Genomic DNA, 25,313 nt, shown 5'->3' with positions numbered 1-25,313 from the left:
ATTTTTGTCTCAATAAAACTCTCAGCCAAAGTCGACTCCCTTACCTATACTTAATTTAACTTTTCGGTGGGATTAAGGACGACGAAATGAGCACTCTACTACTGTATGTGCTGTTGTTGACCAATCCAAGCTCAGCACAACACTCTGCATCACTTCCGCTAAAATGTAAGCTCCTGCATACAGAAGATACCTTTTGGTTCTATAAAGAACAGCTAGTCTATGAAAGCGAGCAATTTATCCTATTGCAAAACTTTAAGGGAAGAACCGTCACACAGGTCGACATGAAGACAGGTGAGCTGATACGCACAACCTATATCGGAGAACCATATGATCCTAAATACCAGATTCTGCTCGGAAAATGCCTAGATGTCAGTCATACCCTAAAAATGTGGCGACTTGATGATGTGCCGTATGATAACTAGAGAATTAGGGGAGCTAGATAACTGGATAACTGGATAACTGGATAACTGGATAACTGGATAACTGGATAACTGGATAACTGGATAACTGGAGAGTTTCCTCATTGGCTTATATAACTCAAGCCTATTGGGTGCAGAATCTCTTTTGATCACAATTTTATAACATCAAAAACACATTATCCTCCGTTCGATTTAGACTATTTGCTCGATATCAATGGAGAATGAACATGGAAGAGCTACTTGCCGACTACCCTATCGTCACTGAAGTCCCTGTTGCGTGGGGTGAAATGGATGCCCTTCAGCACGTCAATAATGCGGTCTATTTCCGCTACTTCGAAACAGCTCGACTCGATTATTTTAAAAAAATAGAGTTACTGGTCGATCTCAAAACGCACCACATTGGCCCTGTACTGGGGCACACAGACTGTCGCTATAAAATACCTGTCACCTACCCTGACACCTTGCTTATTGGTTCTAGAGTATCGGAGCTTAAGGATGACCGCTTTACAATGGAGTATCTTGTCGTTAGTAAAAAAGTCGGCAAAGTCACCACTGTTGGAACTGCCACTTGTGTCATGTTTGATTTCAAGAACCAAACCAAAGCAACGATACCAGAGCACATCAAGCAAGCGATTATTTCCACAGAAGAGAAATAACACCGTTATATGCGAGTCGTTTATATTGGCAAAGGAGTGTCACTACAAGATCAAGATGTTATATACTGCGCTCCATTGTCAGTTAATCACCCAATTTTCTTCATGAACAAAAGTTTACTTACTAACATTATCGCACTCGCTCTGTTAGCGGGAGGCCACCAGACAGGGAATCAAATCGCCTTTTACGCCGGTTTATTCGCTTTCTCCGGCGCAATCACCAACTGGTTAGCCATTCACATGTTGTTCGAGAAAGTTCCTGGGTTATACGGTTCTGGCGTGATTCCAGCCCGTTTCGAAGAGTTTAAAGCAGCGATTAAGAACCTAATGATGGAACAGTTCTTTACTCAGGAGAACATTGATAAGTTTTTGAGTAAAGAGATAGCAGGGGGTAAATCGCTTAACCTTGAGCCAGTGATCGAGAAGATCGACTTTAACCCGACATTCGACTCACTTGTTGACGTAATTGCGAACTCTCAGTTTGGCGGCATGTTAGCGATGTTTGGAGGAACAGAAGCCCTTCAGCCAATGAAACAGCCATTTGTCGATAAGATGAAAGAAGCCATTGTCGATATGAGCCAAAGTGACACTATCAAAGAGGCGCTGAAGGAGCAGTTTGAAGCGCCGGCAATGATGGACGAAATACGAACCAACGTCGAAAACATTATCGATCAACGCCTAAGCGAGTTAACGCCTAAACTCGTCAAAGAGATGGTGCAAAAGATGATCAAACAACACTTAGGCTGGCTGGTTGTATGGGGTGGTGTTTTTGGTGGACTGATTGGTGTGGCGTCATCATTTGTCGCGTAAAACACAGTTAGGTTCTAAAAGGGAAGCGTCGCTTCCCTTTTTTATAGTTTGGAAATCAGGTCAGCATTAACCCCAAAACTGGTCTTATGCTCTTCAATCACCACTTCGCTGCGTGTTTGAATCACACCAGGCAAAGTGCCTAACTTAGTCGACATAAAGTTTTGATAGGCCTTCATATCCTTGACTCGAACCTTGATCATGGTATCAAAGTCACCAGATAGAGAGTAACACTCTTCAATCTCGGGCATATCAGCCACAGCTTGAGCGAACTTTTCAAATATAGAGAAGCTGGTTTGATCCAGTCTGATGTGAATAAAAACCTGAACATCCAAGCCCAGTTTTTCTGGGTTTAATTCGGCGTGATAGCCGGTGATATATCCTTCTTTTTCTAAACGTTTTACACGGTCAGAGCAAGGAGAGGTAGTGAGATTCACTTGCTTAGCAAGTTCAACAATAGGTAGTCGACCTTTGAGGTTCAAAGCGCGAAGTATTTCTCGGTCGATTCGATCTAAATCCATCTATCGCTCATAGTAAGTGACAAAAACGTAACGCCATTTTAAGTCAAAAGCGTTAACGCACTTACACTTATGCGAAAGTGGTATAGAGATTTTGTGAAGTTATGCGATTTTCACATCTGAAAAAGTGTCTTGCGTAGAAATCACTTCAGATTGAGTGTTACAAACTCGACAAAAAGCCTGCTTTTCCATTTTGACATAGTGCGCTCCTTGAAAAAGGGTCGAAAAGAAACACGCCATACTTTTTGCTACCGAGTCATGCTGAACTTCGCAACGTTTCATAACAATCTTATGTGCTGTGCTTTTTCCGCAGCAGTGGCAGTGCATTTGTGGCATTTTCTTCTCTCCTTAAAAGTTCGTGCTATTGATAATCGACACATTTTGGAAGGGAGAGTTCACTCAATTCAAACATTAGTTTAGAAAACGTGAGGTAAGTTCAATAAATAGCCAAATTAACTGCTTATATACGAAAAAAGCCCCGAACTTCGGGGCTTATTGTCAAAAGAGGCACGAACTAGTCAAGTTCAGTCAGCTGCTTCTTAAATTTAGCATGCTGTGCTTTCACCGACTCTTCTGGTTCACCTGTCATTAGGCTAATACCGATAATCGCGATAGCAGAGAAGATGATTCCCGGTACGATTTCATACACATCGAACCAACCACCTGATAGCTGTTTCCACACAACGATGGTAATACCACCAACAAGAATACCAGCTAGAGCACCATTGCGATTCATGCGTTCCCAGTACAAGCTAAGTACAAGAGCAGGACCAAACGCAGCACCAAAACCAGCCCAAGCGTAAGAAACAAGACCAAGTACAGAGCTGTCAGGTGTCATAGCAAGAACTAGTGCCACAATCGAGATACCGATAACGGCGACGCGGCCTACCATGACGATCTCTTCTGAGCTCGCATCTTTCTTAAACACTTGCTTGTAGAAGTCTTCCGCTAGAGCAGACGACGAAACCAATAGTTGTGAATCCGCAGTACTCATTACAGCCGCTAGAATCGCAGCAAGCAAGATACCGGCAATCACAGGGTGGAATAGCGAGTTAACCAGCAACATGAAGATTTTCTCGCCGTCGTCAACGCTCACACCAGAGTTAGTGACATACACAAGGCCAACTAGACCAACTAACATCGCACCGACCATAGATAGCGCAGTCCAAATTACAGCAATACGGCGCGCAGTCGTTAGATCCTTGTTAGAACGAGATGCTTTGAAACGTGCAAGGATATGTGGCTGACCAAAGTAACCTAAACCCCAAGCTACAAGCGAGATAATCGCAATCGCTGAGAGTGGCTCACCTTTTGAATCATCCCACAATGTCAGCAGTTCAGGGTTGATCGCTGCTAAGTCACTACCTAGTTGACCAAAACCACCTTCCATCGCTGCAATTGGTACAATTAATAGTGCCGCTGCCATCAGTAAACCTTGAACCAAGTCAGTCCAAGATACCGCTAGGAAACCACCAAATAGCGTGTAAGAAACAACACAGACTGTGCCGATGATAACTGCCGTTGTGTAATCTAAACCAAATACTGTCTCAAACAATTTACCGCCAGCTACCAAGCCTGAGCTTGTGTAGAAAAGGAAGAATAAAAGAATGAAGAAAGCAGAAATTACCTGAATCAGTTTAGAATTATCGTTGAAACGACGAGATAGGAATTCTGGTAGTGTTAGCGCATCGGTCGTAATACTGTACGTACGTAGACGTTTTGCGTTAATTAGCCAGTTCAACCAAGTACCTACAAGTAGACCACCTGCTAGCCAGAACGCTTCGATACCTGCTGCATAAGCATAGCCTGGCAGACCAAGTAGAAGCCAACCACTCATATCTGAAGCACCTGCTGACAATGCCGCAGGCCAAGGGCCGAGTGAGCGGCCACCCAAGAAGTAATCGCTTGAGCTTTTTGTGCGCTGATAAGCGATAACACCAATGGCCAGCATTAGTATCAGATACGCAATAAACGTGGTTGTAATAGCAAAGCTATTTTCCATGTGATTTGTCCTCTTTTAAAAGATCGCCTTCCCTGAATGCCCCCGATATTCGAGGGCAAATCAATGAAGATTAGTGGGTTTCGCTTCCTAGCTCGAGCAAAGTCGCGTTACCACCCACTGCTGTTATATTTATTGTTCTAGTACGCTCTGTAATAAAACGAAGCGCTAGATGGGGATCGTGAGCCACAGATAGATTCACAAAATCCGTTTCAGACGTCAGGCTTACAATGGCACCTGAACGTTTGGCGAGTTGACGGTTGATTGTCCTTTCAACCTCAGTATTACCGACGTAACCAATACTACGTACATCCGATTCCAGCAGTTGATGGTAAGCATCAAGCGCAGCAAACTGTACTAGGTTAGTCGGCAACGAAGACTGCTGATAAGCAGCTTCTAAAGATTGGCATAGCTCAGCATCATCACTGCACAAGATGACACTATTACCTGCGATAAGTGCCGCGCTGATTTGCGCCACTACCGCTAGCTTAGCCTGCTCTCGTGTATCGTCCTGAATCACGAGAGCTACACCACGACCTGCAGTGTACAATTCGTTGGTTTCACCTGTTGGGCCAACCAATTGATGTGTCTCAGCAAGCAGAGCTGAAGCCTGTTCAATATGGTAGGAAACAACAGAAGCCAACTCAGGCTGTACGTGTTGTAGAGCCTGTTTAAAAGCGAGCAAACACTCACTCTTAGAGTCAAAATTAGTTAAATTCCAGTTTTCCCAAGCTGAGAAAGCATCAGAAAAACGAGTTACTTGATGAACCATGATTATTCTCCTTACTCACTCAATTAAGAAAATTGTGTTTGGGTAAAACGATACAGGTAGTGTGGACCACCGGCTTTTGGACCGGTGCCAGACAAACCTTGACCACCAAACGGTTGAACACCTACCACCGCACCTACTTGGTCTCGGTTGATGTAGCAGTTACCTACGCGAGCATGCTTTTCAATCCAGCGATAGGTGGTTTCATTGCGGCTGTGAATGCCCATAGTTAAACCAAATCCAGTGGTATTTATCTGGTCAACAATTTGGTGCAACTCACTCGCTTTGAAACGAACGATGTGCAAGATAGGCCCAAACTGCTCTTCTTTGAGACAAGAAATGTCAGCAATCTCGAAGGCCGTAGGGGCAACAAAATCACCGTGCTCATGCTCTTCAGACAACGCAAGTTGAGCGACTTTCTTTTCACTGCTGCTCATTCGCTCAATGTGCTGTAGCAGTTTCGTTTTAGCCGTCTGATCGATAACTGGGCCAACGTCAGTAGAATGAAGGTAAGGCTTACCTACGCTCAATTCCTCCATCGCACCTTGGATTAGGGCGACGATACGATCAGCGATATCTTCCTGAACATAGAGAACACGCAGTGCACTACAGCGCTGACCCGCAGAAGCAAATGCAGAACGAATTACGTCACGAACCACTTGCTCTGGAAGCGCAGTACTATCGACGATCATCGCGTTTTGACCACCAGTTTCAGCAATAAATGGTACTGGCGCTGCATCGCGCTCTGCCAAAGTTTGGTTGATTCGCTGCGCTGTGGCGGTTGAGCCAGTAAACGCGACACCTGCAATTGCAGAGTGCGAGGTCAGCGCCGAACCAATTTCTGCGCCGCGGCCAGGTAGTAATTGGATAGTACCTGCAGGGAAACCCGCATCTAACATAAGTTCTACAGCGCGAGCTGCGATTAGGCTAGTTTGCTCCGCAGGCTTAGCAACAACCGTGTTTCCAGAAACAAGGGCTGCGGTTATTTGTCCAAGGAAAATCGCCAACGGGAAGTTCCATGGGCTGATACAAACAAAGACACCACGTCCTTGACGAGTGACAACGCGACTTTGCCCATCAAAGCCTTTCACCGCCAACTCGCCAAGTGCGTCGACTTGTTTGGCGTAGTAACGACAGAAATCAACCGCTTCACGAACTTCATCAATGCTGTCGTGAATCGTCTTACCTGCCTCTTGATGACAGATGGCTACGAGCTCTGCCAAGTGCTCTTCAAGTAGGTCGGCTAAGGTATCCAGTTTTTCCGCACGTTGAGATTTCGGACTTGATTGCCATGCACTAAATGCTTGCTCTGCACCTTCAATAGCAGCGGAAACATGATCAAGGGTAGCAAAAGCGACCTGACCAACATGGATACGTCTGTCGTAAGGTGCCGTCACCGATTCAGTGTTGATGTTTTCCTTGATCATGCTTTCGGCAAGGAACTCACCATTAATGATTGGTCCTGCCATCCAGTTTTTGCTCAAGAAGCTTTCTACCTCATGCTCAAACGGCTTTGCTTCACTTTCAATATCAACGTTGACGCCAAGTGAGTTCTTGCGCTCAGGGAACACGTCAGTTGGCAGTGGGATACTGGCGTTATTTAGCGTTTCAAACGCATTTAGCATGTCAACTGGATGCTGGGTCAATGTTTCTACAGGACAGCGTGCATCGACCAATCGATGTACGAAAGAGCTATTAGCGCCGTTTTCTAGTAATCGACGTACCAAATAAGGAAGCAGGTCTTTATGGCTACCAACGGGCGCATAAATACGAACTGACTGTTGGTAAGCTTCCATCGCGTGGTTGTAAAGAGAATCTCCCATACCATGAAGGCGCTGGAATTCGAAATCTTTATGCTCTGCCATGACCGCAATCGATGTCACCGTTTGCGCGTTATGGCTAGCGAACTGCGGGAAAATATTGCCGCGGACATTGTCGCTCAGTAGGAAGCGCGCACAGGCAAGATAAGCTACATCTGTCGCTTCTTTGCGAGTATACACTGGATAGTTAGTGTAACCCGCTTGTTGTGACCACTTGATTTCACTGTCCCAGTAAGCACCTTTCACAAGGCGAAGTGGAATTAAGTCCCCCTGTTCTTTTGCTAGACCATTGATCCAAACTAGAACAGGCAAAGCACGTTTCGAGTAGGCTTGAATTACCAGGCCAAACTTACCCCAACCTTTAACAAGTTCGCTGCGATACACTTTCTCAAACAGTTTTAGAGAAAGCTCAAGACGGTCTGCTTCTTCTGCATCAATGGTAATCGCAACATCAAGCTCAACCGCACGGCGAAGTAACTGTTGGAGCGTGTCATATAGCTCAGTCAGCACTCGCTGTTCATTGGCAACTTCGTAACGTGGATGAAGTGCAGATAGCTTGATCGAAACCGAGGGTGCTGGACTGGTATCCAATCCATAATTGTCACGTCCTACGGCTTCAATCGCCATGAGGTAATCTTTGAAATACTTGTTAGCGTCAGCGGTTGTTAGTGCTGCCTCACCTAACATGTCATAAGAATAGGTGAAGCCTTTGTCGCGCATTGGGCGACCATTTTTTTGCGCTTCAGCAATGCTGCGTCCAAGTACAAATTGGTGCCCCATCACTTTCATCGCTTGGTGCATCGCTTTACGGATTACAGGCTCGGACATTTTGTTTACTAGGCGGTTAACCGCACTCACCGGGCTCTGAGATTCGTTTTCAGAAAGGCCCACGACCTTGCCAGTCAACATTAATCCCCAAGTCGAGGCGTTAACAAACACCGAGTCTGAATTCTTAAGATGAGATTTCCAATCCGCTACAGTCAATTTGTCTCGAATCAGTGCATCAGCCGTTGCTGAATCTGGGATACGCATCAGCGCTTCTGCCAAACACATCAGCAAGATACCTTCTTGCGTATCAAGGCTGTATTCAAGCAATAGCGCATCGATCATCTGAATCGACTTTTTATTCGCTCGTATCGCTTCAATCAGCTCGGTCGTCTTTGCAGCAATTTGCTCTTTTTCGCCATCGGTTGGCACTGCTAATGGCAGCAATTGATTAAGCCATTGTGATTCATCCACCATGTATAGTGGAGAGATCAACGACCAAAGCTTGTTAAGCGGTTGCTCAACAAACTCAGCATTTAACACGTCAGTCGCTGTAAACATGCGTTTTCCTCAATCTCAGACCTGAAATTAGTTCAGGTTTCCTACAATGGCTTGCAGTGTATTTTGAGCCCGAGAAGATTACTTGTCAAAAACTCCGAGTTTTTTGCTAAAAACTCTGATTATTAACAAAACAAATACAGAGTCACATGCAAATAAGCAAAATAATATATGGTTAAAGTTATCTTATTTAACCAAATTGTTTCTTGTACAGAGACGGTGACATGCCTTGAAGGCGAGAAAAAGTATGTGTGAAGGCACTTTGGCCAGAGAATCCGGTAAATTCGGCCACTTGACCTAAAGTGAGATGACCTTGCTCTATGAGCTGTTTAGCCATATCAATGCGTTTGCCTAATACATATTGGTGGGGAGTAATACCCATTTGCTCTTTAAATAGCGAGTGAAACTGGCTTTCTCCAAGGAACACACTGCCAGCAAGCTGGGTAACGGAGATTTTTTGACTTAGGTGCTGCTCGATGTAACGGTCGATTGCCTCTAAATCAAAACGAGAATCGCGCCGTGAATTAGCAAATGCAGACATGTGGCGTTGCAATAGCGCAACAACCGTATCGTTACAGGCTCTGCTTAGTAGAAGGTCATCCGGGCTAGACTGCATTTCTGCTACTAGCATTTGAATCAATTTTTGAATCTGGCTATCCAGCTGAAAGTAGGTATCCTTTTGATTAAGGTCATTCAGTCTTTGTAGCAACAAAGGATCGTCATCTTTAGGCAAAGGCATGTTAAGCACTAAGATATCTGATTGCTCCAGTACTCCACCAAAGGCATGACCTGTACCAGAAGTCACCACACAGCCTTGACCCGGTCCCACCAAGTTACCATAACCACTGACTTCGAATTCTGCTTTTCCTTTCAATCCAATGACCACTTGAGTGTAACTATGGTCATGGCACTCCATGTAAGACGGCAAAGTGACCAATTGCGCAGGCAAGGGTGACAAATCTTTGGCAGCTGATGGTTTGTTTTCTGACTTAAAGGTTGAAGACATAGCTGTACACTAGTGTATTTGGTGGCGGAATGTTCATGGTATACCAAAAGTGATTCAACTCGAAATTCCTATTGATAATTTATCAAATAGGTTGCATTTTGCTCAGTAAGACTCGTCTCCGGAGCCATTTCTTGTTGTTGAAAAAACCACCAATCCAGCTACTGGAAGAATGATCAAGTGCACATAAATTACGGCTTATGTCACTTCTATCCATTTTACCGCTTACCGATCAAGAATCTTTACTTGCATATTTCTCCAATGCGCCCAAAATGGATTATGTATTAGATAAGTTTATCTCGATTTATGATAAGCTTAGGTAACACTCTCTAGAAATAGAGATGAAAAAATGGAAGAAATCGACCTTTTCAAGGCATCTTAACAATGGACTGTCAAAAGTTTGTCTTTTTCCTATTTTAAAGTGCATGTCTTTAGATATATGCACTGGGTTTAAATATTTTACTTTGGTAATTTAAACGTTAATTGTTGCAGGGACTTATGATCACACGTCGCATCCCAGCGCTTTTGCTTGCGCTAAGCCCTCTTTGGGTTTCGACTTCGATTTTTGCAGAAGAAAATGTACAGGGCGATCCTGTTGCAGAAATCGAGAGTAAATTAGAAAATAAAGAAGCGGAAATGGGTACAATGGCTGCAGAGTTCGACTCTGAAGCTGAACGTCTCCAACAACTTCAGAATGATAAAAGTAAGCTTAAGCGTAGTGAGCAGGAACTCAACGCTAAGCGTAATCGCACCAAGTCGGCACTGGACAAACAGTATAACCGCCTCTTAGATGATCCAGATATCGACTTAGTTTCATTCCAAAAAGCTTACCAAGATGCTTGGTCTGAGGTGAAAGAGAACCAATCTTCACTACTTGAAAACCAGCAAGCAATCACTGAAAGTGAGATGCGCCTTTCGCAAATCAAGCAGAAACAAGCACGCGTCAACTCGGAGCTTTCTTATCTCCAAGAGCAAAAAGTTGAAGCGCGTGTTAAACGTATTGCTGCTGAACTTCGTGAAAGCGATGTACTTGAAACAAGCTACAAAACTACCTGTTCTTCAACAATGACATTGGGCGAGTGTACTAGCCAAGGCCAATATCTAACTAAGCAAAAAGCGGTTAAAGCCTTTAAAGCTAAGTTAATGGATCGTCTAACTGAATCGAACTTAGCTAAGCAGAATGCAAAAGGTGTTCAGCTCAACGTCCATGTTCAGGAGAGCCAAATCATCCGTTCTGGTTTTGAAGGTAACAATAGCTACTTCACACAAATGCAGTCTCAGCTTCAAGCTCGTCCAGAAGCTTCAGCAGCATGTAAGCTGCTTAATGTATCTTCTCGCTACTGTTTAAAAGGCGACCAAGCTGCAAAAACCAAAAAGAACGATAAGAACTGGGTCAACGTGACCGTTCGTTCTGATCAGTACGATGATGCGGTTGTTATCAACGGTATCAACTACGGCAGTACGCCCGTTGAAGTAGTGCTGCCACGTGGTAAACACCAAGTTACTGTATCAAAGAATGGTTTCGAGACTTACAATCGCGAGATTAGCGTAAACGCAAATGATACAGTTTGGGTTAAGTTGCGCCCGAGTGGATAACGCTTGAAATTCATACTGAATTCACAAGATTGAGCTAAAAACGCCATTTTGATCCTAAGTTATCAACGGATAACTTAAGACAAAGTGGCGTTTTCGTTTAAAATAAGCCAATTAATCAATAATTAGATGTAGAAGAAAGACAATGCGCCCAGGTTTACCAGCCCTTTTGTTAGCATTATCTCCGTGTTTGCTTCTATCTCCTGTCAAAGCAGAAGAAGCACCGAAGACATTGGTCCAGATTGATGACCAATTGTTCACAACACACGATGAGTTAAAAGCTGCGCTACAAGCGAAAGAACAGCAGCAAGCGCTGCTAGATAGCAAGAAATTAGAATTGGACTCTCTTGAGCAAAAGGCCAAGTCTTTGGATGAAACGTTCTCTAATGCTAAAAGTAAGCTAGAGAATGCTTACCAACGTATGATTGACGATCCAAACATTGATCTTGCTGCATCACAAAAATCCTACCAAGATGCGTGGTCGGCGGTTAAACAGAACCAAAAGGCACGCTTGTCAACAGAGCAAGAGCTGGTAGAAATACGTAATGTATTTGCAACTCGCCAAGCTGAGCTTGAAGCTATAGAACAGAAGATCGCTGGTTTAGACGAAGATAAAATTCGGGCTCGAGTTGAACAGCTTAGGGCTGAGCTGAAACAACCGCAGCAGATTTCCGTTAGCTTTACTAACCGATGCCAACCATCGCTTACCCTTTCGCAATGTGACCAGCAAACTAAAGAGCTTGCTCTGCAAAAAGCAGTCAAACAGTTTAGAGCTGAAATAGCGGAACATACAAGCGAAAGTGCTCTGGTTAAGCGCAATATCAATGACACATCTCTTAATATCCATGTGATTAAACACGCGACTAAGCAGGCCGGTTTCTACGATGGTGTCCGTTATCGCACTATCATGGACGTAGAACTAGAAGCTCGCCCTAAAGCGAAAGCTGCATGTGACTTGTTGCACGTGGGCACTCAATACTGTTTCGCACCTGGCACGTCACGAGAGCTACAAGCCGACCAAGAAATGGCATGGGTAACACTTGCGGTACGCTCTAATCAGTTCAACGACAGTGTTTATATCGATGGCGTTTCCTACGGTAGTACACCTGTTGAAATTATGCTGCCTATCGGCCTTCACGACGTTACTGTACAAAAAGAGGGCTACAAAGCATTTACCCAGCAAGTCTCGGTCAAGTCTGACACTGCAATTCGAGCGGTTCTAAAAGAAAAGTCCAACCCACTTCGAGCAGGCAGTAAATTTGCTGACGGTATGGCAAATGATGGTCAAGCACCTGAAATGATTGCTGTTTTACAAGGAAAATACTTCACGGGTGAAAATGCCTCGAAACAAGTATTCCTTGATCATGCTTTCGGTATTGGCGCGACTCCGGTCACAGTGAGTCAATTTGCGACCTTTGTTGAGCACACCAATTACCAAACGGATGCAGAGCTTAAAAACACCTGTACTGCACTTGTGAATGGTGAAGTCACTCCCGTATCTAAAGCAAGCTGGCGTGATCCTGGCTTTAAGCAGTACCCTAACTCCCCTGTGGTTTGTGTCAGCCAAAACGATGCTAAGTCGTATGCTAATTGGCTACGTAAGCAGACAGGAGCAGCTTATCGTCTACCTACTGAAGAAGAATGGGAAGTCGCTGCTCGTGCTGGTAGCCAAGATAAATATTGGTGGGGAGACGCATTCATCTCTGGTGAAGCCAATACCGGTTGGAGTGGTACTCCTTGGTCTAACACGAGCACATCACCAGTCAGTGCCTTTAAACCGAACCAATTAGGTCTTTACGATGTAGTGGGTAACGTTTGGCAATGGACGAGTAGCCCTAAAGGCATTGCTAAAGGTGGCGCTTGGAATTTCTCGCCAGACATGGCGGCATCAGATAAGCAACTCTACTTGTCAACGTTTGAAGCTGCAAATTATCTTGGCTTCCGCGTAGTCAGAGACATCAACTGATCAATCTAGAGGGGGGATTTCCCCCCTTTTTTATTACTATCAAAGAGATATGATAACTAACGAGTCAGGTTGTATTACCTAACTCAGTATCTATTGATACGTCTATACTCAGTGAACCACTGAGTTCATAGAACCTCTTCTAAACGTCGACAAGATTATTTCTTGTGTTTGCCAGTCATCGTAAGATGCCTGGCATTTTTTATCGTACAGAATATTTAAATCTGATATGATATTCGTCCTGTTTTATAAGTTTTATATTGATAAGTGAACGAACAACAAGCCTCTCTATTCAATCAACTCCCCGGCTATTGGGGCTGTAAAGACCTGAATTCTGTTTTTGTTTACGCTAACGAAGCCTACGCCAAACTTATCGGTTTCACGCAATCTAGCCAGTGTACTGGCTTATCTGACAGCCAAATGCCTAGCCCAACATCCCGTTGTGCTGCTGACTTTGTGAAGCAAGACCGATACGTTATCGAGAATAAAGCGCAGCTTAAGATCTTAGATATTCACCCTTACCCTGATGGTAGCTGGCGTGCCCATATATTTACTAAGACCCCGTGGCTAGACGACAATGGACAGGTACAAGGCACGATATTTTATGGCCAAGAGCTGTCGAATACCGCCATTTTAGAAGTGAGCCACTGGATATGTCGCGCAACTGGGCTCACATCGAATGAAACCTTAGCAGGTGACACTCCACCAACAAACACCTTGAGCAATAAACTGACCTCAAGGGAGTCTGAAGCACTGTTTCTATTGCTGTATGGTAAAAAGCCAAGTTACATCGCCAAAATAATGAAAATATCGATCAAAACATTAGAAAGCTATGTCGTGAGGCTTCGGCACAAATTTGGCGCGCACTCTAAGGCTCACCTTATCGATCTGGCACTTGAGCAGGGCTACGGCTCCTACATACCAGAAACCTTGTTAAAAACTCAAATATCCGTAGCTCTTAATGCAGAAAACGCCACTTAATAAAGCGGCGTTTTGACTATGGAGCTAGGCGATCAATATGCCACGTTTCGTGGTCTTTAGAGAACAAGAAGCGGTCATGAAGTCTATGTTCCCCTCCTTGCCAGAACTCAATGCTTTCTGGCTTAATGCGGTAGCCTCCCCAGAAACTTGGTACTGGGATTTCACCCGCTTCAAATTTCTTTTTCAGCTCTAAGAACTTACCTTCCAATACCCCACGTGCTGTAATGCGACTGCTTTGCTTACTTGCGATAGCAGCAAGTTGGCTTGACTTAGGCCTTGAAGAAAAGTACTTCATGTTTTCGACAGCACTCAGTTTTTCGGCAACTCCCGTAATATGGACCTGTCGCTCAAGCGGGTGCCAAGGGAAATGAAGGCTCACTTTAGCATTGTGCTCAATCTGTTGCGCCTTACGACTACCTAAGTTCGTATAAAAAATAAACCCTTGCTCATCGACGTTTTTTAATAATACGATTCGCTGGAAAGGCTGACCTGTCTCATCAACAGTTGCCACAGTCATTGCAGTTGGATCTGTGAGCTTGGCGTCAATCGCTTGCTTCAACCACAAATTGAACTGAGCAACTGGGTCTGACAACAAATCTTTTCTACGCAAACCACCTTTTGTGTATTCGCGGCGAATATCATCAAGTTCCATCTTTTCTCCTCGGCGAAATTTTTTTGTCGATTGTGCGCTCTTAATGATAAGAACTCAAGCCCAAGGCAACGGATAACGCTACACTCTATAAAAACCATCGATTAAATCTAAGTTAACTATTTTACTAGGACAAATCTGACAGCAAATCCTTAACATTTTGAGTCATGAGTAATAAAATCAATAGAATAACTCCATATAATAAGGACTACCCATGAGTAAGAGCGGTTATGACAAGCTTACTCCTAACGAACTGGACTATGTCGACGACAAAACAGCGGCACTCCTACTAAACACACCCAATAGTGCTCGTGTGATGCTGTGGGTCATGGTGCTCTTTTTTGTGCTTGCCGCTATTTGGGCTTCTTGGGCAGAAATCGATAAAGTCACTGTCGGTCAGGGTAAAGTCGTTCCTTCTTCTCAAATTCAGGTTGTGCAGAACTTAGAAGGTGGTCTCGTCAAAGAGATCCTTGTCCGTGAAGGTCAAAAGGTTGAAAAAGGCCAGCAGCTATTGCTTATTGACGATACGCGTTTCCGTTCCGATTACCGAGAACGTGAGCAGCAGGTCGCCAACTTAACCGCGAGTGTTTTACAGCTTTCCGCTTCCATTACTAGTGTGGAGCTCAATGAAGATTTTGATGAAAACAATTGGCAGAAAAGCGTGATACTCAACTTTAACAAGTTGGCCTTCCCACCGGTTCTCGAAGAAACTCAACCCAATCTAGTTGCTCGCCAACGCGCAGAGTATCGTCAAGATTTGAATAATCTTCGTAACCAGATCTCACTTCTTGATCAGCAAGTAAAACAGAAACAGCAAGATTTAGTCGAAATCCAGGCGCGAGTGAGAAACTTACGCGAGAGCTACCGCTTTGCAAACAAAGAGCTAGAAATTACCAAGCCACTTGCTGAAGAAGGTGTTGTACCACGAATTGAATTACTCAAGCTTCAACGTCAGGTCAACGACACTCGACGCGAGATGACTTCCAGCGAGCTCAAGGTTCCTGTCCTTCGATCTGCAATTCGCGAAGCCATGCTAAGCCGTATTGATGCAGCGCAGAAGTTTCGCTCAGAGCAGCAAGAGAAGCTCAACCAAGCACAAGACAAACTCTCTTCCCTTACAGAATCGACCGTGGGACTAGAAGACCGTGTCAATCGTACAGTAGTCACTTCTCCCGTCACAGGTACGGTCAAAACCCTCAACGTCAACACGGTTGGTGGGGTTATCCAACCCGGTATGGATATTGTTGAAATAGTACCAAGTGAAGACACTCTACTCGTTGAAGCCAAAATCGCACCGCAAGATATCGCGTTTCTGCGTCCAGATCTTCACACTATCGTTAAGTTTAGTGCTTACGACTTTACTAAATATGGCGGCTTAGAAGGCACGCTAGAACATATTAGTGCCGATACAACAACGGATGAAGAGGGCAATAGCTACTATCTAGTGCGTGTACGGACAAAAGAGACAAGTCTCGATAAAGACAACTCACTCCCGATTATTCCTGGGATGACCGCATCGGTCGATATTATCACTGGCAAGCGGACCATTTTAGAGTACCTGCTTAAGCCAATTCTTAGCGCACAAAACAATGCTCTAAAGGAATAGATTGTATGATTAACAAACAGCCAGAGAACACAATTTGAAGGTTCGCTTGTTTGCCAACGGCCTGATTGCTTTCGCTGTACTGCTGTTAGCCGCAACCACGTCATTTGCTCTTAACACTCAAGAGCAACGGTGGGTTGATGCTGTACGAAAAACCTACGGTGACCGTGCAGGCCGGCGTGTAGAGACATGGCGCAAAGAGATGGCGCAATATAAGTCGATCCCAGAGCGAGATAAGCTGACTAAAGTAAACAACTTCTTTAATCAACTTAATTTCGTCAACGATATTAACCTGTGGGGGAAAAACGACTACTGGGCGACTCCTTTGGAGTTTCTTGGCAGCAATGCTGGTGACTGTGAAGACTTCACAATCGCTAAGTATTTTTCCCTTCTTGAACTGGGTGTATCAGATAAAAAACTCCGCTTGGTGTATGTTAAAGCCATTGAATTAAATCAATTTCATATGGTTTTAGCCTATTACTCAAAGCCAAGTGCAGAACCGATTCTGCTCGACAACATTAACCCACAAATTAAACGGGCCTCTAAACGCCGAGATTTATTACCGATCTACAGTTTTAACGGTAAAAACCTGTGGCTAATGAAGTCGAAACAAGGACAACTTGCAGGGAAGTCTTCAAGGCTAAGCTTATGGAATGACCTCCGTGCACGCGAGAGATCGCTCAAACTAAACAAACCAGTAGTCAATTATGATGAGTAGGCAATATGACTTTATATAAACAACTTGTCGCGGGTATGATTGCGGTCATTTTGATGCTGTTAATTTCGGTGTTTGTCATCGAATTTAACACCACTCGAAACAACCTCATTCAACAACAGCGCTCCGAGGTTAACAACACCATCAATACGGTTGGTCTAGCACTCGCGCCGTATTTGGAGAACAAGGATCAGGTTGCCGTTGAATCGGTCATTAATGCCTTGTTTGATGGCAGTAGCTATTCGGTCGTACGATTGATCTTCCTAGATACCGGAGACGAGATTCTGCGCTCATATCCGGTTAAGCCAAACAACGTACCTAAATGGTTCACTCGCCTTAATCTGTTCGACAAGATACATGACCGACGAGTTGTGACCAGTGGATGGATGCAGTTAGCTGAAGTTGAAATTGTCAGCCACCCTGGGGATGCCTACACCCAGCTATGGCTTGCATTTGAACGTTTAGTCATCGCATTCTGCCTGATCATGCTCATTGGTTTATTCTCGATCTCATTTATCCTTCGACGCGCACTTCGCCCTTTGCAGCTCATCGTAAGCAAAATGGAGCAAGTCGCAAACAATCAGTTTGGCGAACCATTGCCAAGGCCTGCAACTCAAGACTTAATTTACGTTGTAGATGGCATCAACAGTATGTCCGCCCAACTTGAGAAGTCATTCAAAGCACAAGCAAAAGAAGCTCAGCAACTTCGTGAACGCGCCTACATTGACCCAGTATCTCAACTTGGTAACCGTGCGTACTACATGAGCCAGTTGAATTCTTGGATTGGTGAAGGTGGCATTGGCGGTGTAGCAATACTCGAAGCTAGCTTTATCCGTGAGCTTTATGATGATAAAGGCTATGAAGCGGGTGACGGCATGGTTCGAGAACTGGCCGATCATTTGAAGGTGTCAATGTCATCTCCAGATGTCACTCTCGCACGTATCTCAACTGAGGAATTTGGCTTTATCTTACCGAATGTTGATGATTCTGAGCTCAAATTGATTGCCGAAAGTATCGTCACATACGTGCAAGATATCAACGCCGATCCAACAGGTATGGCTACCGCAAACCTATCGTTAGGTGTGGTTTACAACAAAGCATCGACAAGCTCTACAGAGCTGCTCACCATGCTTGATAACGCTTTGGCTAATGCTAAATCTAACCCTGAGCTCAACTATGGTTATGTGACCGGAGAAGATACTGATAACCTAATGGGTAAACAGCAGTGGAAAACATTGGTGGACGAAGCGATCAGTAATGATTGGTTTAGCTTCCGCTTCCAGGCGGCAAATAATAGCTGGGGTCAGCCCTATCACCGTGAAGTGTTCTCTGCAATTGAGAAAGATGGCGAACGATACAGTGCCAATCAATACCTATTTGCTTTAGAGCAGCTCAATGCCAGCCACCTATTTGATGAATATGTGATCAAAGCGATTGTTGATCGATTAGAAGCAGGCGAATTTAGTGAACCTGTTGCCATCAACATTGCGCAAAGCAGTATTTCTCAACCAAGCTTTATCCGCTGGGTGACACAATTGCTCAATAAGCATTCATCGATTGCCTCGCTGTTGCATTTTGAGATTCCTGAAAATTGCTTTATCAATTCACCGCACCATACTGCTTTATTCTGTAATGCCGTTCGTGGTGCAGGAGCGGACTTTGGTGTCGACAATTATGGCCGTAACTTCCAATCTTTGGATTACATCAACGAGTTCCGTCCTGCGTATGTGAAATTAGATTATCTATATACTCACCATCTAGATGATGAGAAACAGAAATTTACGCTAACCTCTATATCCCGAACAGCGCATAACTTGGGCATTAAGACCATTGCTTCACGTGTAGAGACTCAGACTCAGCTAGATTTCCTTTCTGAGCACTTTATTGAAGTCTTTCAAGGCTTCATCGTAGATAAATAAATAACAAAAGGTATAGCATGCAGGATCCGCTATTAAATTCACTTATCTACGTCAGTCGATACTATGGATTAGCAAACTCACCAGAGGCACTAATTAATGGCTTACCCTTATCTGATGGTAAGCTTACTCCTTTCCTTTTCCCTCGCTCCGCCGAGCGCGCGGGTTTGGTGGCAAAGGAAAACCGTGCTGCAATTAGAGAGATTTCTCAACTTGTCTTGCCAGTAGTACTCATTCTTAAAAGCGGTGATGCTTGTGTTCTTAACAGCATCAACGACGACAAGACGGAAGCTGAAATTGTAACTGGTGAGTCAGGATTGGTCCCAATCTCAATACCACTCGATGAACTCGAGCAGCTGTATATTGGTCGCTATTTCCTGGTAAAAAAGCAATTTCGCTACGATGAGCGCTCCCCAGAGGTTCTTAAGACTCGTGAAGGACACTGGTTTTGGGGCACCATTTGGCAATCGAAAAAAATCTACCGCGATGTTCTAATCGCGTCCATCTTAATCAATCTATTCGCCGTCGCGGCGCCTATGTTTACGCGCTTAGTGTATGACAAGGTTGTGCCTAATTTAGCATTTGAAACGCTGTGGGTACTAGCAAGCGGTATTTTTGTAATCTTCCTCTTTGACCTAACCCTTAAGCTATTGCGTAGCTACTTTATTGATGTGGCGGGCAAAAAGTCAGACATACTGATTTCATCTAAGCTGTTTAGCAAAGTCATGGGAATTCGTATGGAGGCTCGACCAGCTTCGGTTGGTGCTTTTGCTCGTCACCTTCAAGAGTTTGAATCTATCCGCGAGTTTTTCACCTCAGCAACCATCGGCTCACTGATCGATTTGCCTTTTGCGATTCTCTTCTTAGTCCTGATTTGGTTAATGGCTGGGAATTTGGTCATAGTACCTATAGTCGGCGTGCTCATTTTGATGATTTACTCAGCCTTAATTCAGGGACCACTGAGACATACCATCGAAGAGGGCTCGCGCTTAGCCTCCCAGAAATACGCCAACCTTATCGAAAGCCTCTCTGGCCTTGAAACGGTCAAACTTTTTGGCGCACAAAGTCAGTTCCAATTTCGCTGGGAAGAAGCGGTCGCTCACATGGCGAACTGGAATATTAAAAGCCGACGTATCACCGATGGCATCCAAAACACCGCGGGATTTGTTCAGCAAGCTTCCAACGTAGGTATGATTATTCTTGGTGTATATTTGATCTCTGAAGGGGAACTCACCATGGGTGGGCTTATCGCCGCGACCATGCTCAGCGGTCGTGCAATCGGCCCTATGGTTCAGCTCTCTTTACTTTCTACTCGCTATAACCAAGCTAAGTCGTCAATGACCATCATTGAGCAAGTGATGTCGATGCCGGACGAACAAGAAGAAGGCAAGCGCTATATTCACCGCCCAATTGTTCACGGTAAGATTGAATTGGATAAGGTCACGTTCCACTATCCTGACTCTCCTATCGCATCCATTCGAGATTTAAGCCTGACGATCAACCCCGGTGAAAAAGTGGCTATTATCGGTCGTATTGGCTCTGGTAAAACAACCCTTGAACGTCTGATTATGGGCTTGTATAAACCAACAGAAGGTCATGTTCGTATCGATGATACCGATATCGACCAATTGCACCATATTGATATCCGAAGAAATATTGGTTGTGTGCCACAAGATAGCCAACTTTTTTACGGCAGTATACGTGACAACATCACTTTAGGCCGTCCTCTTGCCGATGACAGAGATGTACTTGACGCCGCTAACCGAGCAGGTGTTACAGTGTTTACTCAGCAAGATCCTGCCGGACTTGAACGCCAAGTGGGGGAAGGTGGTATGTTACTCTCTGGTGGTCAACGTCAGGCGGTAGCTATTGCTCGTTCTTTACTGGGTCGTCCGCCAGTCTTACTTATGGATGAACCTACCAGTGCAATGGATAACCGCTCCGAAATGCACATTAAACAGCAACTCTCGCAGTTGAAGTCGAGTGAAACACTGATTTTAATTACCCATAAAACCTCGATGCTTGATGTAGTAGACCGTGTCATTGTTATGGAAAAAGGATGTGTAATTGCCGATGGTCCTAAGTCTGAAGTTCTAACCAACCTCAAACAAGGCAAGGTTAGAGCTGTTAATTAGTTACTCAGTTCAAACCAATAGGAAAAAGCCATTCGGATAACCCGAATGGCTTTTTGTTAGAGTTTTACATAGTAATGAATGGTATTAGTTAGTAGGGCAATTCGCTGCACCTACTTCTTTCCACACGCCCCATTGGCCTGACTGTGATGGATTATCACCTTGAGTCCACCATTTCGCTTCCCAAACTTTACCTGCCCAAGAAACTTGGTCACCGCCGTTGTATACCGCAGTATCAACCCAAAGGTTGCTACACAACTCTCCACCTGAGGACTTCTTAGCCACGACGACGGTCGCTGAAGCCGTTGACGTTGCTTTTCCATCACTAACCGTCACAGTAAAGGCAAGTGATGTGTCCGCAGTGTATTCTGCCGCAGTAAATGTCACACTAGAACCGTTTACTGTTGCATTAAGACCTGCTGGTACATCCCAAGTGTATGTAAGTGGATCGTTGTCAGCATCCGTTGAAGCAGAGGCATCAACCACAGCAACATCACCCGCATTAACATTTGCTGGCGCTGTTACTGCCGCTACCGGCGCTTGATTCACTGGCGGAATGTCTTTCGAGTTCACGGTAACCACAACCGTATCTGAAGCTGACGCGCCATCGTTATCTGTTACAGTAAGCTTGAAGCTAAGCGTTTCTGTCTGCGCGACTTCAGCCACAGCGAAGCTTGCACTCGCGCTATCAGCTCCTGTAAGTGTCACAGGCGTTCCTGAGACTTGTGTCCATTGATAGCTCGCAATCGTACCGTCTGAGTCCGTTGATGCACTACCATCTAGAGTGACGCTTGCAGGGCCAACGACAGTCACATCCGCACCAGCACTTGCTTGAGGCGCACGGTTTACTGGTGGACCACCAGCTAAACCTTCATGCATTGCATTAAGGATATCGCCGTTATCTGCATCGATCTCCCATGAGAACAAACCTGCAAGACCTAGATTACGAACATATGCCCCTTTGGCTTTTACAGAGCGGTCATCATCGAAAGTAATTAACTGCCCTGTGGTACGGTTCCACACCCAAGCGGCTTCAGCTTGTGCATCATATCCATACTCAAAGCCGTTAATACCTGTATTATCAGCACCAAGCATGAAAGACTTCACACCTTTGTAGTCGATTACACCGTCTTCCCACACGCCTTGAGCGGTTGAACCTTTAAGTTTACCGTTCCCGACACCTGTCATTGGATCAGTTGGATCCGATAAGGTGTCTGGTGTCACGCCTTCCCAGCCTCGACCATACATTGCTGCGCCTAGTACTAGCTTGCTCGCAGGTACACCTTGTGCCAATAGAAGCTGAATACCATTGTCAGACGTGTAAGCTGGACCTTTATACGGTTCTCCATTTTCGTCTACCCCCGTGCCATCACACTGACCTGGACGCATGAAGCTACCACAGTAAAGCGCCGTTTGATGACCTACAACGTTGTTCCAACCTCCGTAGAAGTCGTAAGTCATAGCGAAAATGTAGTCCATATATTGAACCGCTTCAGCATAGTTCACATCTTCAATCTTGTCGTAACCCACACCAATGGCAGAGGTGAGTTCATAAGTTCTGCCTGTCGATGCTTCAAGTTCATCGAGCATTGCTCTTAGCTCTTGCATCAATGCAATATAGGCTGGGCCATCATTGACTGGATCACCCAAATTAGCCGCCGCACCGCCGCCGCCAGGGAATTCCCAGTCAATGTCGACACCATCGTAAAATTTCCATGTGTTTAGGAAACGTTTAACAGAAGCAACAAAGGTGTCGCGGTTGGCTTTAGTGGTAAAATCAAAAAATGGGTCAGAAAGCGTCCACCCCCCGATTGACGGGATGATTTTTAGATCTGGGTTACGCTGCTTAAGCGCCATCAACATAGCGTAGTTGCCCTTGATAGGAGAGCTATATTCATGCCCAGCCTGAGGGAAGCTCTTCTGGTACGCTGCCCAAGGGTCATGAATAACAACTTCATAATCAGGCACTCCCTGACAAGCTGTCATCAAAGCATTGTAACTATTGCCGCCTACCGACTTAACCGATTCATTCGGTCCACAAATTGGTATAAAGCCATAAAGTATATGAGTCAGGTTGTCGGCTGGTAGATTATCGACTGTATAGTCACGGCCATAGATCCCCCACTCTACAAAGTAGGTACCAACAACTGTGTTTGGATCTGTGTTGTAAGATTTATTGTTTGGGTCGATGTTCATCGCTAATGGCTTCAAATGTGAGCCATCGGTATCAGCGACAGTCACCTCAACAGGTGCGCTAACGCTACATCCCGTTGCATCACATGCTTCAATGGTCATCTGATAAAGGCCGCCTTTACCATATTTGAAGCTTGCTGTAGTTTGACTGCCCGCAATTGGGCCTGTTGCAACTTGCACACCATCAAAGTAAACCTTGTATGTGTCACCCGTCGTGCCACTCCACTGATTAAACTTAACGGTAATATCCGCCTCATCGAAATACTTGACCATCTGGTTGTAACCAGACGTCGTCTCCATCGCCAACTGAATCTTAGAAAACTGAAGATTATTGGAGCCATATACATCAACACTTGGAGCCGTTGGTGCCGCTATTGTCGTGCCTGAGATCGCTAATGCGATACCCGCCGCGCACAATGTAATACGATTCATACCTATTTCTCTCATTCCTTGTATGTTCACTCTAAAGTCAGAGTCAAATCTGTTCTTCAACGGATCAAAGAACATCACATTCAAGTATTTAAGAGACTTTTTTTTAGGAGAAAAAAATAAAGACTATTTTCGAGTGACGATAAGAAATCATTTTGTTGTTGCTAAGTTGTTACATTCTAAAGTGGATATCGAGCCAAAATTTATAAATTCAATTCGCATTAGTACAAATGACATATCAATCAACTATTTACAGACATCAGTGCTATAAATTCAATGATAAGCAATATAGAAAACTGCCACAGCTCGATTAAGATGTGGCAGTTTCATTAACGTTTTTTATATCGGTAAAAGCAGGTTATTTGGACTTAAAACGCGCCGTGAAATGACGAAGTACCGGCGGCTCGTAATCAAATGTCAGCCCTTTTAGCTCGTGCGCACGCTCTTTTAAAGCGATGATTGCATCGGCAATATAGTCCATGTGATCATTAGTATAGACACGTCTTGGTATGGTGAGCCGCATCAGTTCTAGCTCCGATGCTTTCTGTTTACCTGTTTCAGGGTCTCTACCCAGAAGCAGTGAGCCTATCTCTACTGCTCGAATACCCGCTTCTAGATACAACGCATTACACAGCACCTGGGCAGGGAATTCGTCAGCAGGGATATGAGGTAGAATTTTTGCCGCATCAACAAACACTGCGTGTCCACCTGTTGGATATTGAATAGGGATCCCACCTTCTCTTAAGCGCTCACCGAGATACTCCACTTGACTGATTCGGTAATGCAAGTAGTCTTCATCCGCGCCTTCGTACAAACCACGAGCAAGCGCTTCCATATCGCGCCCCGCCATACCTCCATAGGTCACAAAACCCTCCATCGGTACGCAGCGTGTCTGAACCGCTTGAAACAGTTCTTCATGATCGCGGATACAACAGAGACCGCCGATGTTGACCATAGGGTCTTTCTTCGCTGACATGGTGAGCATGTCACCATATTGGTACATCTCGCGAATAATTTCTAAGATAGATTTATCTTGATAGCCCGCTTCGCGCTGTTTGATGAAATAGGCATTTTCGCAGTAACGCGCAGAATCAATCACAACCGGAATATCGTTTTTGGTTGCAATCTCATACACGGCACGCATGTTTTCCATTGAAACTGGCTGACCACCAGAACTATTACACGTCACGGTGGTGATAATAGCGCAGATGTTTTCTGAGCCGTGCGCCTCAATCGTTGATTGCAATTTGTCTAAATCAAAGTTGCCCTTCCAATCGTAAGGTGTTGTCGTATCAAAAGCGTGTTTGTCCACCACGTTGATAGCCTTCCCGCCGTTGAGCTCAATGTGACCAGCCGTAGTGTCAAAGTGATAGTTCGAAATGAAAACTGGCTCTGTTCCCCCGCGAACGGCTTTCATTCGCTCAATGAGTGCAGGAAATAGAATTTGTTCAGCACCACGTCCTTGGTGCGCAGGCACGGTGAGTTTATAACCAAAGAAATGTTCTACCGCTGCGCATAGGTTGTAGTAGTTTCGGCTACCTGCATAAGACTCATCCCCCATCATTAAGCCAGCCCACTGATTATCACTCATCGCTCCGGTACCTGAATCGGTCAACAAATCAATGTACACATCGTCACTTCTGAGTAAGAAAGGGTTTAATCCTGCTTCATTTAACGCGTCAACTCGATCGTCATACGTCGTCATTTTGATCGGCTCAACCATTTTGATACGGAAAGGTTCTGGAATACGTTTCATCATTAATGTCCTTTAAATAGATCTCGTCCCCCGCTGCAATTAATCGCGGGTAATATTGATTTTGATTAAGAT

At 44.8% G+C, this 25,313-nt stretch carries 19 protein-coding genes; 10 read left to right on the top strand and 9 right to left on the bottom strand.

The window, feature by feature from the left end; all coding sequences use genetic code 11:
- Positions 1-86 precede the first annotated feature (86 nt).
- From AC6R00_RS09050 to AC6R00_RS09040, 3 genes are all read left to right on the top strand, one after another.
- Positions 87-422 (top strand): hypothetical protein, encoded by a 336-nt coding sequence (locus AC6R00_RS09050; protein ID WP_500640140.1) that lies wholly within the window; start codon positions 87-89, stop codon positions 420-422.
- A gap of 224 nt (positions 423-646) precedes the next feature.
- Positions 647-1,075 (top strand): acyl-CoA thioesterase, encoded by a 429-nt coding sequence (locus AC6R00_RS09045; protein WP_500640139.1) that lies wholly within the window; start codon positions 647-649, stop codon positions 1,073-1,075.
- Between the two features lie 102 nt (positions 1,076-1,177).
- Positions 1,178-1,882 (top strand): DUF445 domain-containing protein, encoded by a 705-nt coding sequence (locus AC6R00_RS09040; RefSeq protein ID WP_500640138.1) that lies wholly within the window; start codon positions 1,178-1,180, stop codon positions 1,880-1,882.
- Between the two features lie 41 nt (positions 1,883-1,923).
- Here the strand turns inward: AC6R00_RS09040 and AC6R00_RS09035 are convergent, their stop codons facing one another.
- From AC6R00_RS09035 to AC6R00_RS09010, 6 genes are all read right to left on the bottom strand, one after another.
- Positions 1,924-2,400, bottom strand: a complete 477-nt coding sequence (locus AC6R00_RS09035) for an Lrp/AsnC family transcriptional regulator (RefSeq protein ID WP_004744557.1) — start codon at positions 2,398-2,400, stop codon at positions 1,924-1,926.
- A 99-nt stretch (positions 2,401-2,499) separates the two neighbouring features.
- Positions 2,500-2,733, bottom strand: coding sequence for a hypothetical protein (locus AC6R00_RS09030; protein ID WP_500640137.1), 234 nt, complete (start codon positions 2,731-2,733; stop codon positions 2,500-2,502).
- A gap of 178 nt (positions 2,734-2,911) precedes the next feature.
- On the bottom strand, positions 2,912-4,399 hold the full coding sequence (gene putP, locus AC6R00_RS09025; protein ID WP_500640136.1) for a sodium/proline symporter PutP: 1,488 nt from the start codon (positions 4,397-4,399) through the stop codon (positions 2,912-2,914).
- Positions 4,400-4,469: 70 nt separating this feature from the next.
- Entirely contained in the window at positions 4,470-5,168 is a 699-nt protein-coding gene (locus AC6R00_RS09020; RefSeq protein WP_500640135.1) for a 1-pyrroline-5-carboxylate dehydrogenase, read from the bottom strand.
- 23 nt (positions 5,169-5,191) lie between these two features.
- Positions 5,192-8,311, bottom strand: a complete 3,120-nt coding sequence (gene putA, locus AC6R00_RS09015) for a bifunctional proline dehydrogenase/L-glutamate gamma-semialdehyde dehydrogenase PutA (RefSeq protein ID WP_500640134.1) — start codon at positions 8,309-8,311, stop codon at positions 5,192-5,194.
- A gap of 187 nt (positions 8,312-8,498) precedes the next feature.
- The gene (locus AC6R00_RS09010; protein ID WP_500640133.1) at positions 8,499-9,314 is read right to left on the bottom strand and encodes an AraC family transcriptional regulator; all 816 of its coding nucleotides are present in this window, start codon (positions 9,312-9,314) and stop codon (positions 8,499-8,501) included.
- Between the two features lie 495 nt (positions 9,315-9,809).
- On the opposite strand from AC6R00_RS09010, the gene AC6R00_RS09005 reads away from it, so the two are divergent.
- The 3 genes from AC6R00_RS09005 to AC6R00_RS08995 all read left to right on the top strand — a co-directional run bounded on the left by AC6R00_RS09005 (position 9,810) and on the right by AC6R00_RS08995 (position 13,848).
- The gene (locus AC6R00_RS09005) at positions 9,810-10,907 is read left to right on the top strand and encodes a PEGA domain-containing protein (protein WP_500640132.1); all 1,098 of its coding nucleotides are present in this window, start codon (positions 9,810-9,812) and stop codon (positions 10,905-10,907) included.
- Positions 10,908-11,049: 142 nt separating this feature from the next.
- On the top strand, positions 11,050-12,870 hold the full coding sequence (locus AC6R00_RS09000) for an SUMF1/EgtB/PvdO family nonheme iron enzyme (protein ID WP_500640131.1): 1,821 nt from the start codon (positions 11,050-11,052) through the stop codon (positions 12,868-12,870).
- 264 nt (positions 12,871-13,134) lie between these two features.
- Positions 13,135-13,848 carry a helix-turn-helix transcriptional regulator gene (locus AC6R00_RS08995; RefSeq protein ID WP_500640130.1) on the top strand — a complete coding sequence of 238 codons (714 nt, stop codon included), beginning with the start codon at positions 13,135-13,137 and terminating at the stop codon, positions 13,846-13,848.
- A 16-nt stretch (positions 13,849-13,864) separates the two neighbouring features.
- Here AC6R00_RS08995 and pdxH read toward each other — a convergent pair whose 3' ends face one another.
- On the bottom strand, positions 13,865-14,500 hold the full coding sequence (gene pdxH / locus AC6R00_RS08990; protein WP_500640129.1) for a pyridoxamine 5'-phosphate oxidase: 636 nt from the start codon (positions 14,498-14,500) through the stop codon (positions 13,865-13,867).
- A 211-nt stretch (positions 14,501-14,711) separates the two neighbouring features.
- On the opposite strand from pdxH, the gene AC6R00_RS08985 reads away from it, so the two are divergent.
- The 4 genes from AC6R00_RS08985 (at position 14,712) to AC6R00_RS08970 (ending at position 20,866) form a co-directional block, all read left to right on the top strand.
- Positions 14,712-16,103, top strand: coding sequence for an HlyD family type I secretion periplasmic adaptor subunit (locus tag AC6R00_RS08985; protein WP_500640128.1), 1,392 nt, complete (start codon positions 14,712-14,714; stop codon positions 16,101-16,103).
- 61 nt (positions 16,104-16,164) lie between these two features.
- Entirely contained in the window at positions 16,165-16,818 is a 654-nt protein-coding gene (locus AC6R00_RS08980) for a transglutaminase-like cysteine peptidase (protein WP_500640182.1), read from the top strand.
- A 5-nt stretch (positions 16,819-16,823) separates the two neighbouring features.
- The gene (locus AC6R00_RS08975; protein ID WP_500640127.1) at positions 16,824-18,734 is read left to right on the top strand and encodes a bifunctional diguanylate cyclase/phosphodiesterase; all 1,911 of its coding nucleotides are present in this window, start codon (positions 16,824-16,826) and stop codon (positions 18,732-18,734) included.
- A gap of 17 nt (positions 18,735-18,751) precedes the next feature.
- Positions 18,752-20,866 (top strand): type I secretion system permease/ATPase, encoded by a 2,115-nt coding sequence (locus tag AC6R00_RS08970; RefSeq protein ID WP_500640126.1) that lies wholly within the window; start codon positions 18,752-18,754, stop codon positions 20,864-20,866.
- 84 nt (positions 20,867-20,950) lie between these two features.
- Here AC6R00_RS08970 and AC6R00_RS08965 read toward each other — a convergent pair whose 3' ends face one another.
- Positions 20,951-23,488 (bottom strand): glycosyl hydrolase family 18 protein, encoded by a 2,538-nt coding sequence (locus AC6R00_RS08965; protein ID WP_500640125.1) that lies wholly within the window; start codon positions 23,486-23,488, stop codon positions 20,951-20,953.
- A 355-nt stretch (positions 23,489-23,843) separates the two neighbouring features.
- A complete protein-coding gene (locus AC6R00_RS08960) occupies positions 23,844-25,241 on the bottom strand; it encodes a tryptophanase (RefSeq protein WP_500640181.1) in 1,398 nt (465 codons plus the stop codon).
- Positions 25,242-25,313: the final 72 nt, after the last annotated feature.

It is taken from the genome of Vibrio sp. R10-SF1-ISO8 (assembly GCF_059833805.1).
Note: the sequence above shows the minus strand (reverse complement) of the source record. Positions and strands in the feature narration are given on the sequence as shown.